This is a genomic window from Acidobacteriota bacterium, from assembly GCA_030774055.1.
Classification (GTDB): Bacteria; Acidobacteriota; Terriglobia; order Terriglobales; family Acidobacteriaceae; genus JACPNR01.
This window is the reverse complement of the sequence record JALYLW010000049.1, coordinates 1-15,229: the sequence shown is the minus strand read 5'-3', so window position 1 is coordinate 15,229 and position 15,229 is coordinate 1. Positions and strand designations below refer to the sequence as shown.

Annotated in this window: 12 protein-coding genes; all 12 read left to right on the top strand. The window is 63.7% G+C overall.

Annotation, left to right across the window (positions count from 1 at the left end):
* The first annotated feature begins 148 nt into the window (after positions 1–148).
* Positions 149–3,460, top strand: a complete 3,312-nt coding sequence (locus tag M3P27_04015; GenBank protein ID MDP9267475.1) for a PAS domain S-box protein — start codon at positions 149–151, stop codon at positions 3,458–3,460.
* Positions 3,457–3,855 carry a response regulator gene (locus M3P27_04010; protein MDP9267474.1) on the top strand — a complete coding sequence of 133 codons (399 nt, stop codon included), beginning with the start codon at positions 3,457–3,459 and terminating at the stop codon, positions 3,853–3,855. The genes M3P27_04015 and M3P27_04010 overlap by 4 nt, the downstream gene beginning before the upstream one ends.
* Complete coding sequence (locus M3P27_04005; GenBank protein MDP9267473.1) at positions 3,852–5,288, top strand: sigma-54 dependent transcriptional regulator; 1,437 nt, start codon at positions 3,852–3,854, stop codon at positions 5,286–5,288. The genes M3P27_04010 and M3P27_04005 overlap by 4 nt, the downstream gene beginning before the upstream one ends.
* 271 nt (positions 5,289–5,559) lie before the next feature.
* Complete coding sequence (locus M3P27_04000) at positions 5,560–5,910, top strand: hypothetical protein (protein ID MDP9267472.1); 351 nt, start codon at positions 5,560–5,562, stop codon at positions 5,908–5,910.
* Positions 5,907–7,523 (top strand): hypothetical protein, encoded by a 1,617-nt coding sequence (locus tag M3P27_03995; GenBank protein ID MDP9267471.1) that lies wholly within the window; start codon positions 5,907–5,909, stop codon positions 7,521–7,523. Before M3P27_04000 ends, M3P27_03995 begins: the two co-directional genes overlap by 4 nt.
* The gene (locus tag M3P27_03990) at positions 7,520–8,203 is read left to right on the top strand and encodes a hypothetical protein (protein MDP9267470.1); all 684 of its coding nucleotides are present in this window, start codon (positions 7,520–7,522) and stop codon (positions 8,201–8,203) included. Before M3P27_03995 ends, M3P27_03990 begins: the two co-directional genes overlap by 4 nt.
* A 162-nt stretch (positions 8,204–8,365) precedes the next feature.
* Positions 8,366–8,725 (top strand): response regulator, encoded by a 360-nt coding sequence (locus M3P27_03985; protein MDP9267469.1) that lies wholly within the window; start codon positions 8,366–8,368, stop codon positions 8,723–8,725.
* Between the two features lie 4 nt (positions 8,726–8,729).
* Positions 8,730–9,251 carry a chemotaxis protein CheW gene (locus M3P27_03980; GenBank protein ID MDP9267468.1) on the top strand — a complete coding sequence of 174 codons (522 nt, stop codon included), beginning with the start codon at positions 8,730–8,732 and terminating at the stop codon, positions 9,249–9,251.
* Positions 9,252–9,303: 52 nt separating this feature from the next.
* Positions 9,304–10,731, top strand: coding sequence for a methyl-accepting chemotaxis protein (locus M3P27_03975; GenBank protein ID MDP9267467.1), 1,428 nt, complete (start codon positions 9,304–9,306; stop codon positions 10,729–10,731).
* A 37-nt stretch (positions 10,732–10,768) separates the two neighbouring features.
* Positions 10,769–11,653 (top strand): protein-glutamate O-methyltransferase CheR, encoded by an 885-nt coding sequence (locus tag M3P27_03970; GenBank protein MDP9267466.1) that lies wholly within the window; start codon positions 10,769–10,771, stop codon positions 11,651–11,653.
* Positions 11,650–14,709 carry a response regulator gene (locus M3P27_03965; GenBank protein ID MDP9267465.1) on the top strand — a complete coding sequence of 1,020 codons (3,060 nt, stop codon included), beginning with the start codon at positions 11,650–11,652 and terminating at the stop codon, positions 14,707–14,709. The genes M3P27_03970 and M3P27_03965 overlap by 4 nt, the downstream gene beginning before the upstream one ends.
* Before the next feature lie 2 nt (positions 14,710–14,711).
* Positions 14,712–15,229: response regulator (locus M3P27_03960; GenBank protein MDP9267464.1), on the top strand; the 518-nt coding region annotated here is incomplete at its 3' end.

Genomic DNA, 15,229 nt, shown 5'->3' with positions numbered 1-15,229 from the left:
CCTCCACTTGTCTCATTGTGAGACAGAAAATCAGAGCCTTATGTTAATCATATAGTTAACATTCTGACTTAATCCTTGACTCATTTTGAGATTGCGCATAACGTTACCCTCTCCCCCAAGCAAAAGCTGTCGCCGTCTCACCCCAAAGATGACTGTCTCCGGAAGATCGACGGCGGACCCCGCTTCCTCGGCACAGGTATTCCAGGAGATCCTTCTCCGTTTTTCGAACGCGGTCGCTGAAGGCGCCGACTTTCCTGCGCTCATCCGATTGTTCTGCCACACGGCAAAGATCTTCTTTGAGGTGAGCGGCGTGTACTACTGGAACCTGGAGGAGAATGGGCGCCTCGTGGCGGTCGATGCCGAAGGCCATATGGCCGCCGAGTTCCTGGAAGCGACCCTGCAGGTCGAGGAAAGCGCGGTCGCGACGGAGGCGATCCAGGGACGGCATACTGTTTTCGTCAATCACCTCGAGCGGGGACGATATCCGATGGCCACGCGCTTCGGAGCGCGGGCCCTGCTGGCTGCGCCGCTCGTGGTAGGCGGCAACGTGATCGGCGTCGCGGTGCTACTGCACGATTCCGATGCGGATTTTTTCACCGCCGATCTCGCTTCCAAGGCGACCATCCTGGCGTCGCAGCTGGGCAGCATGATCGAGGTCGCGCGCCGGCGCGAATCGTCGCTCGAAGAACGCGAGCGCGCCGTCCAGGTGATGGAGATCACGCACGCGCTCCAGTCCAGCTTCAGTGTGGAGACCATCACCACCACGCTGGCCCGCAAAGTGCGGGGCTTGCTCGACGCTGCCTTTGTTGTCCTTTATTCCCAGGGCGCTGATGGACTGGAAGCGCGCGCGGTCGCGACCGACGGCCTCCCCGATCCGCTAGGCGCAGCCCAGGCCGAAACATTGGCGCACGCCGAGGGAACAAGGTTGCTGGCCACCGTCTCGAGCGATCTGCCTGCGGCCATCGCCTTTGACGCGAGCTTGCGCGGCGGCGTGGTGCCCTTCGCTGACGCGGTCGCGGTCCGCGTGAAAATGGCGCGCAGCCACGCGATATTGCTGGTCTGCTTCCGGCCTGCCGCCAAGGTGCAAGGCCGCGATTTTCGCCTGCTCGGATCGCTCGCCGCATCGGCCGGCTTGATTCTCGCCAACGCCGAGCTTTATTCCACCACCGAGCAGCACCGCAACCGCGCTGAGAACCTCGTGAAGCTGGGCTTGGAGCTCAGTTCCTCGCTGAACCTTCCCGAATTCGTCAAGAGTTTCACGCTGCGCGCGGCCGACATGCTGGGAGCGCATGCCGCCGCACTCGTGCTGGCGCAGGGCGCCACGCTCGAGACCGTATTCCTGCACCACGAGGGCGCGGCCACCGACCGCGGGTTGCCGCGGCGTTTGACGCAGGCATTGATCGACTTCGGGCCCACGCATCGCGACACCGTCTCCGCCGGCGGCGCCACGGAGCTGTTGGGCGCGGGAGCAGCGACCGCGCTGGGATGGAACGATATCTGCATCGTGCGGCTCGCGGGCGCTTCCGAAGAGTTCCTCGGATACCTCTGCCTGGCCGAGTTGCGGCGCACTCTTTCCGCCGAAGACCACGAGTTGCTGCGCGCTGTCTCCGGACACGTTTCCGTTGCGCTCGAGAACTCGCGCTTGTTCACGCGCATTGCGCAATCCAACAAGCAGTGGGCAGAGATCTTTGACGCCATCTCCGACTTCATCGTCGTACACGATGAAAGCAATCGCGTGCTGCGCGTGAATCGTTCGCTGGCCGAGTTGATCGGCGTGCGGCCTTCCGAGTTGATTGGAGTGGCCATGCGCGCGCTGGTGTCCATCGCCACCGAACCGTCGCCGTTGCCGTGCCCGTTCTGTCGCGCCGGCATGGAGACGGGCGACGAATATATCCACCCGGTGCTCGAGCGTACCTACCTCGTCTCCACTTCGCGCCTGCGCGGCGCGCTCAACGAGGGCCTGCAGACCATCCACGTGCTCAAGGACATCACCGACCGCCGCGAGGTCGAGCGCCGCTATCGCGAGCTCTTCGACAACACCCAGGAAGGCATCTTCTTCTCCTCGCCCGAGGGACGCTTCATCGAGGTGAACGATGCGCTCGTGCGCATGCTCGGCTACAGCAGCCGGCAAGAGCTGCTCGAGATCGACATCCCCACGCGGCTCTACCTGCAACCCGACGACCGCCTGCGCTTCAAGAAACTCATCGAAGATAAAGGCGCGGTGCGCAACTATCAGGAAGTGCTGCGGCGCAAGGACGGGACCCTCATCCACACGCTGCAGAACTCATTCGCCGTGTGCGACGCGCACGGTGACGTGCTGCAGTATCGCGGCATGATCCTCGACATCACCGAGCTGAAGACCTTCCAGTCGCAACTGCAACACGAGCGCGATTTCAACAGCAAGATCCTGAACAACACGCAGAGCATGATCCTGGTCTCTGACACTGCCGGGTTGATCAGTTATGCCAACCGGCGCTGCTTCGAGGCGGGCGGCTTCAAGGAGTCTGAACTGCTCGGCAACCGCCTGCTGGAGCTGGTTGCGCCCGCGCGGCGCCCGAGTTTCGCGGAAGCGTTCGACGCCGTGATATCCGGCCAGCAGGTCGACAATCTCGAGCTTCCCATCCAGCGCAGTTCGGGCCAAGCCGGCCATTTCTCCCTGAACCTGAGCCCGATGCGCGACGATCAAGGCAACGTCACCAGCATCGTGGTGGTGATGACGGATATCACCGACGCCACGATGCTCAACGCCAAGCTCATGCACGCGGAGAAGATGGCGGCCGTTGGCCAACTGGTTTCTGGCGTGGCGCACGAGGTCAATAACCCGCTCACCGCGATCATGGGATTTGCCGACCTGTTGCTGCAGCAGCAGGACGTGCCGGAATCCGCCAAGAAAGATCTCTTCGTCATCGTGCAGGAGTCGCAGCGCACGCGCCAGATCGTGCAGAACCTGCTGAGCTTTGCGCGTCCCAAGCCGGCCGAGCGAAAACCCATCGACGTGAATTCCATCTTGCAGCGCACGCTCCACTTGCGTACCTACGATTTCTCCAGCCACGGCGTGGATGTGGTGGAGCGCCTGCAAGAGCAGCTGCCCGAGGTCGTGGGCGACGCGCACCAGTTGCAGCAGGTGTTCCTTAACATCCTGAACAACGCCTACGATGCGGTGCGCGAGACGGGCCGCAGGGGTGCGATCGAGGTCGTCACCAGCGCGCGCAGCGGCATGGTGGACGTGAGCTTCTCGGATAACGGCGCCGGCGTCGCGCATCCCGATCGCATCTTCGATCCCTTTTTCACCACCAAGGAAGTGGGCAAGGGAACCGGCCTCGGACTGAGCATCTGCTACGGCATCGTGCGCGAGCACGGCGGCGAGATCAGCTGCACGAACAACGACCATGGCCTGGGAGCGACCTTCGTGGTGCGCCTGCCGCTGGCGGCGGCCGCGGTCGCAGGAGCGCATGCATGAGCGCAGCCCCGAAACCACGTGCGCTGCCCATCCTGGTGGTGGAAGATGAGCCTTCGGTGATGGCCTTTCTGCGCGCGGCGCTGGAGCGCAGCGGCTATCCCATCGTGGCGGCCGCCTCCGGCGTGGAAGCGCTGAAGTTGCTGGAACAAGGCGAGTATCGCGGCGTGCTCACTGACATGCGTACTCCCGGCGGCGTGAGCGGCGCAGACGTCCATGCCTGGATCGTGACCAATCGTCCGCACCTTGCCGAGCGCGTGATCCTGGTCACCGGTGACACGGTGAACGAAGAGACGGTCGCGCTGCTGCGCAAAACCAACGCCCCGTGCGTGGAGAAACCGTTCCGCGTGCAGCAGCTCTTGCAAGTAGTGGAGCGGATATTCGGGAAGGCGCTATGACACAAGACTTCCGCGTGCGGTTCCTTATCGTCGACGACCAGCAGAGCATCCGCAAGCTCTGCATGACGATCGGCGCGTCGCAGGGTTTCGTGTGCGCGGAAGCGGAGAGTGCCGAAGCCGCGCTCGCTTATCTCGAGACCAACGTCGCCGACATCGTGCTTGTCGACCTGAAGATGGCCAACATGGACGGCCTGGAGTTCCTCGGCACGCTGAAGAAGATGTTGCCGCGCACCGAGGTCGCCATCATGACCGGCTATGGCTCGGTGGAGAGCGCGGTGCAGGCCATGCGGCTCGGTGCTTACGACTACATCACCAAACCGTTCCGCGTGGAAGAGATGAAGATCGTGCTGCAGCGCATGGCAGAGAAAGTCCGCCTCGTCGCCGAGAACCAGTTCCTGCTCGAGCAGGTGCGCACGCAGATGGAGCTGAACGGCATCGTGGGCAGCTCGGCGCGCATCCAGGACGCGCTGCGCATGGTCGCGCGCCTGAAGGATACGCGCACGCCGGTGCTGATCACGGGCGAGAGTGGCACCGGAAAAGAGCTGATCGCGCGCGCCATCCACTTCGGCGGCATCTATGCCAAGCGACCGTTCGTCGCAGTGGACTGCGGCTCGCTGGTCCCGACGCTCATCGAGAGCGAGCTCTTCGGCTACGAGAAAGGCGCCTTCACCGGCGCGCTCCGCACCAAGGCCGGCCTGTTCCAGGCCGCTGATGGTGGCACCATCTTCCTCGACGAGATCGGCGAGCTTCCCATGGAGATGCAGGCCAAGATGCTGCGCGTATTGCAGGAGAAGGAAGTGCGTCCGGTGGGCAGCAATCAGAGATTCGGCGTAGACGTGCGCGTGATCGCTGCCACCAATCGCGATCTCGAGACCGCGTACAAAGCCGGCACCTTCCGCAAAGATTTGTACTTCCGGTTGAACGTCGTCACCCTGCACCTGGCAGCGCTGCGCGAACGCAAGTCCGATATCCCCACGCTGGTGCGCTGGTTCCTCTCGCGCATCGCTCCCAACCGCGGCCTGCAAGTATCGAACGCGGCGATGAACTGCCTGCTCAACTATGAATGGCCGGGCAACGTGCGCGAGCTCGAGAACTGCATCGAGCGCGCGGTCGCCCTCGGTAACGAGACGGTGATCGATGTTGCGGACCTTCCACCCTCCATCCAGGGCGCGAGTACGGTTGCGCCGGCGGAGCGCGTGCCGTCGATGTCCATCTCCGCGAGCTCCGGCAGCGGCGTCGCCGAGAGCAATGCCTCTTCGATGCACCTCGAAGAGATGGAGCGCGCGACCATCCAGCGCGTCTTCGACCAGGTGGGGGGCGACAAGAACCTGGCACGTGAGATCCTCGGCATCAGCCGCGCTACCTTATATAGGAAGATAAAACGCTACAACATCCGCATCGGAGTCCAGGCCGCAGCCGCAGTCGCCCGCTGAAACCGGTGAGACTGTGTCAAGGTGAGACGTGGCAATCCCGATTTCCCAGACCCCAGTCGGTGAGACGGCCTTTCAATCCAACCACTTAGAATCGCTACCGTTTGGCTGTGCTCGTGCATTTCTACTAGCTGTCTCTTCACGCCTTCGCAGCGTTCGGGCGGAAAACCAGCCGGCCGGATGGGAGTGAATCAGACGCAACTTGGCTTCTTTCTGGATCGCCCAATTCCCCCGGGCGCGCTCCAAAACCAGGAGAGAGGCGCGAGGAAGATCGGTGACACAGCAAGTCGCGGTCGCGTCACGGACTGCAGGCGAAGGCTCCGTCTCGAAATTAGCGCAGTTCTTCCCGGAAGCAGTCGCGGTCCGGATCCCGGTGCGAGTCACCGGGACTGGTGGCCGCGGACGTGAGCTTTCCGAGCAGACGCTGATCGAGTACGGCACCGCGGACGAAGTCCTGTTCGCTTGCACCCTGCCGCTCGAATTCGATGATCATCTCCATCTGGAGAACGCCGATGGCAGCCTGCGCGCCGAGGCGGACATCGTCGCTTTGCAGTATCACGACGGGCACGTAGCCATCGCTGCGCGCTTCACCGCCAAGCCGGCGAATTGGATCATCCAGGCATGAGCGCCGCACACGCACCGGCACGGCTCACGGAGATCGCGGCGCACTGGCGCACCGCGCGGAAGCTCTACCCCATCTACGCGGCCGTGCTGCGCCAGTATTCGATCGCGCTCGAACCTTCGCGCGAGCTGGAGTATCCGGCCGACCGCTCAGAGCCGGAAGCCATCGAGCGCATACAGAAATGGTTTGCGGAAGCGGACGCGAAGATCGAAGTCTGGCAGCTGCGGCAGGTGCTGCAGACGTCGGAACTGGGCACCGAACCCATACTGCGCGCCCTCATCACCCGCATCCTAGAGAAAGATACGCGGACGGGATCCGATCGGGACAAGGCCGACTTCTTGCTGGCACAGTACTTCTTCCATTGCGCGCCGTCGACGGCACATCAAGGCCTGCCCACACTCGATGACCTCGCCGAAGTGCTCGAGCCGGTGCTGGGAGAGTCGGTCCCAGAATCGCCCGCGTGGCTCGCGCCCCTCGACCCGGTGCTGGTCGAGCTGCGCCAGTGCGAATCGTTGCGCGACCTGCTACAACGCGACGTGCTCGCCCGCGCACGGAGACTAAAGGTCGAGGCCGGCGACATGTTCTTCGGCTCTGGCGCCCTGCTTGCCTTCACCCGCTTCAACTTCCTGGTGCGCGGCACGTTCGTCCGGCTGATCCACAACGACTTGCACGCCATCCGCTTCGCGCTTCATGGCCTCGAGCAACGCGGACAGAAGACTTTTGACTGCAGCACGGCCGGACTTGGCAAGGCCGAGTCCTCGGAATATCTGCGGCTGTTCTGCCATGACTGGAAGACGATGTTCCGCGCGGCCTACAGCTCGGGCCAATCGTTCCAGCAACTGATCAAGTTGCGGGACCTGCTGGAAGCCGCTCTGGCAGCGGCTCCGCCGCCGATCGTCGCGCCAGCTCCGGAGCCGGTCAAGCCGGTACCCGTGGTGGCGACAGCGCCGGCGTCGGTGCCGCAGACCACCACCGGAGCCGCTACGTCACGGGCAGCGGAGCCGGCACAAGCCCAGCAACCGCGAGCGAAAGCGAACGCGCCGGAAGCACCCAGTCCGGCGGCGGTGCGCAAGGAAGTCACTGCCGCGTACCAGGCCGCGCCGAAGCCAACGCCCGCCAAGCCGGCGGCCAGGCCCGCGTTCAAGAATGCGGCGACCAAGAATATTGTCATCGGCAAAAAGCCGGCTGAGGTGGTGCCCACCGACGTGGATGGCTGCCTCGAGCAGATCGCCGAACAGTTGCTCAAAGACGGCGCGAAGCAAGGCACGGCAGTCACCGCGGTCGTGGTCGCGGGACACCGGCTGATGCTCTCCTCCTGGGAAGTGGCCGCATTCGTCCAGGGCGGCGACGACATTTCCGACGCGTTGCAGCGCGCCGTCGGGGCACGCGCGTTGCTTTCGCGCGCCGCGGAGGAGCGCAAGCAGGGAATCGAGGTCACTCTCGTGCTCGCCGCGGCACATGCGGAAGCCGCGGCGCTGCAAGCTCGTATCGCGCAGGCGAAAGAGCAGAAGGATATCGATGGCGCAGTGAACCTCGCCGCCAGCGCGCGCCGATTGATCACGTCGATGGAAGAGTTGGAAAGCGGACCTAAACCCCCGCACCGGAGTGCGCAGTGAATCAAGAGACGGTATTGATCATCGCCGACGACGCGGAGTTCCCGCGCAACGTCATGGGCCGCTGGCAAGCGGAGCGCAAGGTCCCCGCCTTCACCCTGATGGGCAGCGAGCTGTGGAAGGGAGCGCAGACCGCTTCTTATGATCTCGCGCTGGTGGGCGGCATCCGCAATGGACGTCTGGCGATAGTGCTCGATTCGCTCGAGACCTCGGCTGCACCCGTCATATACGTCCCGACGGACTCGCAGTCGGCCACCGCGGTGCGCAACAGCCATCCGCGATTGCTGGTGTTGCCGCAACATGATGGCTGGCTCGACGCGCTCATCCTGCTCTCCATCGAAGCGCTGCGGCATGCGGAAGCGACCGCCCGCGCCAAGCGAGCGGAAGAGTCGGCCAGCAAGGACCGTCGCGATGCGACCCTCGGACGCTACATGCTCGAGCAGCGCCACGGCATGAACAACGCCCTCACCTCCGTATTGGGCAACGCGGAACTGCTGCTGCTCGAGCCCGGCGTGCTCTCCGCCGAGGTGCGCGAGCAGGTCGAGACCATGCACTCCATGGCGCTGCGCATGCACGAGATCATGCAGCGCTTCTCCTCGCTGGAGAGCGAGATGAACTTCGCTGAGAAAGAGTCTCATCGTGAGACGAAGCGCTCGTCTCACCGCGCCGTCAGCGGCTCATAATCTCCGCGAGTCTATCCACTAAGAGTAAGCAAACAAACAACTTAAACATAGAGACAGCATGTTTTCCAGCCACCGCCAACGGTGGCTGTGGAATTGCTTTTATGGTTACCGGAGAACTCTGCGGAGACCTTCGCCCCGCCGCCGGAGTGCCCGAAAGACCCCATGAAGAAGATCCTGATCGTCGACGATTCGCAGGCCGAGATCAAGCTGATGCAGTCGGTACTGCAGGCAGCCGGGTACTGGCCGGTCGCGATCAACGATCCGATGAAGATCGAACAGACCATCGACGCCGAGCGTCCCAGTCTGATCCTGCTCGACGTGGTGATGCCGAACCGCAATGGCTTCCAGGCGTGTCGCGAGCTAAAGTCGAGTGTCGCGTACCAACGCATCCCCGTCGTGCTGGTCAGCTCGAAGAACACCGACAGTGACAAGTTCTGGGCGAAACAGCAGGGCGCGGACGATTACGTGGTGAAACCGTGGAGCAAGGAAGTGCTCCTCGGCGTTTTACAGAGACTTCTCTAGCGACATGCCGGACGAGACGCCACAACTCGAACCCTTGCAGCCGGAAGCCGATGGCGGCGCGATGCCGCCGGAATTCGCCGAACAGCTGCCGGAGCATCAGTACTGCATCTTCCGCGCCGGCCGCGAACGTTTCTGCTTGATGGTGCTCGACGTGGAAGAGGTGGTCGAGTGGCCCACCGTGACGCGCGTCCCGCTCTCGCCCGCGTTCCTCATGGGCGTGTTCAACCTGCGCGGCTCCATCGTGCCGCTCATCGACATCGCATTCACCGAAGGCCGCCGCGCCGACCTGCCGCCAAAGCACGTGGTGGTGGCGCAGATGAAGGCCACCGACGACCATGAAGAGCTGCGGCTGGGCATCGCAGCCGACGAAGTGATCGGCACCTTCACCACCAGCGATCCGCTGCTGGTGGATGAGGCGCCGCGCGACGTGCCGCACTGCTGTGGCATGCTGCGGCACGAAGACCGTTTGGCTTTAGCGTTGGACCTGAAGCGCCTCACCGAGGCGTTTCCGGTCGGCGTGATCTGATGGTTGATTCGCAAGTCAGGGCAAGCAGAGTTCTGGGTTCCGGGAGGACGGTATGAAGGGTCGGTTGAGTTCCACCATCTGGATGTTGGTCGCGGGCAATCTTGCCGCCATGGTCCTGATCATGTTCCTGGGCTATTGGGCAGGCGGCTGGACGAAAGGGTTGCCGTTCCTCGACGCGTTCGGCGACACCAACGCCGGACCGCGGGTGCTCGGCGCGCTGGCGCTCATCACCGGCGCATTCTTTCTCACCTGGTGGGTGCTGGCGAGCAAAGTCGTTGCGCCGGTGAAAGAGCTCACCGAATTCTCCGAGCGACTCGCCGCCGGCGACTATCGCGCGAAGGCCGACGTGGAGTCGAACAACGATTTCGACCTTGTCGCCGAGAACCTGAACCGCACCGCGGAGAAGGTGTCAAAGGCCGTCTTCAACCAGGAAGCGCAGGAATCGCTGCAGCGCAGCGTGACCGAGTTCCTCACCATCACCAGCCAGATCGCGCGTGGCGACCTGACCTTGCGGGGCAAGGTGACCAACGACGCTCTGGGCAACGTGGTCGATTCCGTCAACTACATGCTCGACAACTTCGCCAAAGTGCTTGAACGCGTGCGCAAGGCCGCCATCGACGTTTCCTCCAGCGCGAGCGAGATCCTGGTCTCCGCCGAGCAGATGTCGCACGGCGCCAACCAGCAAGATCAAGAGATCACCAACACGTCGTCGGCGGTGGAAGAGCTCACGGTTTCGATGAAGCAGGTGTCGAACAACGCGGAGGCCTCGGCGGAAGCGGCGCGCCGCGCGCTCGACGCCGCCGAACAGGGCAACCGCGCCGTGCGCGACACGCTGGAAGGCATGCAGCGTATCCGCGCTTCGGTGCAGGCCACCGCGAAGAAGATCAAGTCGCTGGGCGACCGCTCGCTCGAGATCTCGGAGATCATCAACGTGATCAACGACATCACCGAGCAGACCAACCTGCTCGCGCTCAACGCCGCCATCGAAGCCGCGCGCGCCGGCGAGGCGGGCCGCGGCTTCGCCGTGGTCGCCGACGAAGTCCGCAAGCTGGCCGAGCACTCGCGCACCGCGACGAAAGACATTGCCGCGCTCATCAAGGCCATCCAGGCGGAGACGAACGAAGCGGTAGTCGTGATGGAGGAAGGCACCAAGGAAGTGGAAGTCGGGGCGCGACTGGCCGACCAGGCCGGCAAGGCGCTCGAAGCCATCTCTTCGGTCGTCCGCCAGTCGGCTGAGCTGGTGCAGGAGATATCGCTCGCCTCGAAGCAGCAGGTGCGCGGCACTGAAGGCGTGGCGAATGCGATGCAGATCATCTCCAACATCACGCGCCAGACCTCGCAGGGCGCGCGCCAAACGGCGCGCACCGTCGAGAACATGGTGAAGCTCTCCGAGCAGTTGAACGAGGCGCTGTCACAGTTCCGCATCGCCTCCGGGGCGCCGGAGCGCGCGGACAGCATGGCGGCCGCCGCCCGGAGATAACCCGAGAATGAAGTAGCAGGCGTTTGCAGCGACGCACATGCTAGACAAATCAATCCCGGCCAACATCAGCGAGCACGAGCTCGCGGAGATCCGCGCGCTCATCGAGAAGCGCTCCGGCATCCTTTTCGACACCTCGCGCGAGCGCTTCTTCTCCACCCGCATTTGTGAGCACATGGCAGCGAAGCGGATGGCGCACGGCACCGACTTGCTGCGCGTGATGAAGTCGTCGAATGTGGAATACGACTCGTTGTTGGAGCGCCTGCTCACGCAAGAGACCTCATTCTTCCGTTATCCCGACGTGTACGCCGCGCTCGAGCGCAAGGTGCTGCCCGAGCTGCACATGAAGAAGTTCTGGGAGAATCCACGCTCGCTGCGCATCTGGAGCGCGGGCTGCGCGACCGGCGAAGAGCCGTACTCCATCGCGATGTCCATCTGCGAGACGCTCGAGTTCACCGAGGCTTGGAACATCCACATCCTCGCAACCGACATCAGCCGGCAGGCATTGCAGGCGGCGGAGCGCGGCGTCTACTCGCGGCGCGAGCTCGGTCCGCAGGACCCCGCGCTCATCGAACAATATTTCGCGAAGCTCGGCGACCAGTTCATGGTGAAGCCGAAGATCCGCAACATGGTGACCTTCGCGCCCATGAACCTGGCGCAGGTTGTCTACATGGGACGCTTCGATTGCATCTTCTGCATGAACGTCCTGATCTATTTTTCTGACGAGCGCCGCGCCGCGCTCATCCAGCGCTTTTACGAATACCTCGAGCCCGGCGGATACCTCTTCCTCGGACACGCGGAATCCATCGCCAAGACGGGGGTGCAGTTCGAACCCATCGTCCACGGCGATTCGATCTATTACCAGAAGCCGGGGTCGGGCGCGCCCAAACGCAGCGCCACCGCCGCGGGACAGGAGATGGTGTGAGCACCCCGGGCCAGGAATTCGTGGAGATCTTCCTGCAGGAGGCGAGTGAACACCTCCAGTTCCTGCGGGAATATTCCGGCATCTTGCAGGACCCGTATCCCGTCCCAGAGGATCTGGAACGTCTGTACATCTCCGCGCACACGCTGGCGGGAACGTCGGGCAGCTACGGCTTCCCACTGTTCTCCGAAGTCAGCGGCAAGCTCGCGCACATCTTCCAATATGCGATGAACGCGACGATCGGTCCGGACGCTGCCGGACCGCTGGTCGAGTTCATCTCCGAAGCCATCGCCGTGCTCGAGAGCGACCTGCTCATGGTGAGCGCGACCGCGGTCGAGGCCGCCGACGACATCGCAGCGTTCAAGCAGAAGTATCCGTTCGCGTTTCAGGCGCCTGCTGAGCCGGCCGAAGAGGAGCCCGGATACGGCGAGCAGTCCGGCGGTGAACACGCCGCTGCGGCCGCGGCGCCGCTGCCGGAGATCGCCGAACTGCCGCAGGATGGCGAGGTTCCGGAAGAGATCCTCGAGTTTTTTGTGCCCGAGGCCGAAGAGCACTTGCAAGCCGTGACGGAGTGCCTGCTGGCGCTAGAAGCGAATCCGAATCCGGAAGACATCAACCGCCTGTTCCGCGCGATCCACACCATCAAGGGCGCGGCGGCGCAGGTCGGATTGCTGCGCATCTCGCGCGTGGCGCACCGCGCCGAGGATCTGGTTGGACGCCTGCGCGATGGCCAGCTGAAGCCATCCGCGGAGATCGTTGACCTCTGCCTCGAGTCCGTCGACATCCTGAAGAAGTTCCTCTACCGGCAGTGGCCGGACGACCTGACGATGCACGCTTCGGTACGCGCGCTGATGTTCCGCATCTCACGCCTGGCGCCGGAAGAGGGTGAAGAGGGAACCGCGGCGTCCGCAGACACCGCCGCCTCCCAGACCGCCGGCGCTGAAGCCGCCGCGGTGGAGACGGGACTTGTCCCGTCTCCCACCGATGAATCACGCCGCGGCGCGCGCGTTGATGCGCGCGTTGACTCGCAGACCGACGCCAAAGACGACGACGAGACGGTGCTCCGCAAGGAGCCGGTGGCGATGCCGCAATCGAAGTCGGTCCGCATCGGGCTCGAGCGGCTCGACCGCATGATGAACGCGGTCGGCGAGCTGGTGATCAACCGCACGCGCATGCTGGGCCGCCTGGCGGAACTGGAAAAACTCGCTGACGTGCTGAATTTCTCCAAGGCACGGATGTCCGACAAGGTCTCCGAGTTCACCGAGAAGCACGAGTTCTCGCAGGTCACGATCGCGCCCAAGCCGCGGGCCGAGCGCGGCGTCAGCTTCGAATCGCCCTATCGCAGCGGATACTCCAGCTACTCGCACTCCTACGATGCGTCGCTGGCCGAGTTCAGCGAGCTGGAGATGGACCGCTACGACGATTTCAACATCCTCTCGCGCTCGCTCTCCGAGATCTCCGCCGACATCACCGAGGTGCTGACGCAGCTCGATGGCTTCGTACGCCGCGTGGATTCCGACATCGACGAGTTCACTAAGCTCGCGCACCGCTTGCAGGATGAGATCACGCAAGCGCGCATGGTGCCCATCGGCAACCTCTACACGCGCATCTCGCGCACCGTGCGCGACGCCGCCAAGGCCTCGAACAAGGTGGTGGAGTTGACACTCGCCGGCGCCGAGACCGAGCTCGACAACAACATCATCCAGCAGATCTCCGACCCGCTCGTTCATCTCGTGCGCAACGCGGTGGCGCACGGCCTGGAGAAACATGACGAGCGTTACGCCTCCGGAAAGCCCGATCACGGCAACATCGCGGTCCGCGCGTATCACCGCGGCAACCACATCTATATCGAAGTAGAAGACGATGGGCGCGGCATCGACTACGAGCGCGTCCGTGCCACTGCCATCGAGTCTGGACTGATCGCGCAGGATGACGCCGAGCGGCTCACCGAGCGCGATCTGCTCGACCTGCTCTTCCATCCCGGCTTCTCCACCGCGCCGCGCAAGACCGAGCTTGCCGGGCGCGGCGTCGGCTTGGACGTGGTGAAAGCCAACGTCGCCGCCCTCAATGGTGAGATCGAGATCGATACCGAGAAGGGACGCGGCTCGCGCTTCACCCTCAAAGTCCCGCTCACGCTCATCATCTCGCAAGCGCTTTTCGTCCGCTGCGGCGATTACACCTTCGCGCTGCCGCTCGCGTTCGTCGAAGAGATCCGCCGCCTGCGCGCCGACGACATCGAAGAGGTCGGCGGCAAGCTGCTCACGCGCGTGCGCGAGGTCGTCACCGAGATCATCCGCCTCGATACCCACCTCGCACTACCCGAGGTCGAGCCGGTCAACGGCTACTACCGGCTCGTGCTGGTGAACGTTGCCGGACGCCAGGTCGGCATCGTGGTGGAAGAAGTCATACGCAAAGACGAGATCGTGATCAAAAGTTTGGGCGAGTATCTGCGGAACATGAAGATGTTCCCCGGTGCGACCATCGCGCCGGATGGCAGCCTGATCCTGTTGGTGGACGTGAATCGCCTGGTCGCTGGGGAAGCGATCGAGCGGCGTCCGCTGATGTCCTCAGCCACGGCGGCGCGCATCTTCGCGCCCGGCGCCGCGGCCGTTGCCAAGGGAGAGATTCCCGCGGCCGCGATCGATGAGGTGGTGGAGGAGAAGGTCGTCGTGCTCGCCGATGATTCCATCAGTGTACGCAAGTTCGTTGGTCGCATGCTCGAGAAGGCAGGCTACCGCGTGCGGCTTGCGTCCGATGGACTCGAGGCTCTCGAGATCGCCACCCAGACTCGCTGCGATCTGGTCGTGACCGATCTCGAGATGCCTCGTACTAACGGTTATGAGTTGATCGCGCACCTGCGCCAGTCGCCCGAGACGCGCCACATCCCAGTGATGGTGGTGACTTCGCGCGCGGGCGCGAAGCATCGTGACCGCGCCATCAAGGAAGGCGCGGCGGCCTTCCTGGTGAAGCCGGTGCAAGAAGATCAGTTCCTCGCGGAGGTCGCGGCGCTCATCGGCGCGACCGGCGTGCAGACTAAAGCGGCAGCGGGGACGAGCTAAGCATGGCAGTCGACGGCAAACGGATTCGCGTGCTCATCGTGGACGACTCGGCGTTCATGCGCAAGGTGCTGCAAAGCATCATCAGCGCTGACCCAACGCTCGAGGTGTGCGGCGAGGCGCGCGATGGCAAAGACGCCGTGGACAAGACCGAGCAGCTCAATCCCGACGTGGTCACGATGGACATCAACATGCCGCACGTTGACGGATTGCAAGCCACCGAGATCATCATGTCGAAGCAGCCCAAGCCGATCGTGATCGTGAGCTCGGAGTCGCGCGATGGCGCTGACATCACGCTCAAAGCGCTCGAGCTTGGCGCCATCGACTTTGTCGCTAAACCTTCCAGCGGCATCGACCTCGACATGAACAGCGTGCGCGAGGAGCTGGTCCGCAAATTGAAGATGGCGGCGAAGGTGCGCGTGGTGCGCACCGCCGTCCGCTCGAAGCTGGGGACGGAGATCGCTTCCTCCGCGCCACGCACCGAGCCCGCGCCGCCTCGCATCGCCGCCAAAGCTCCCAGCGC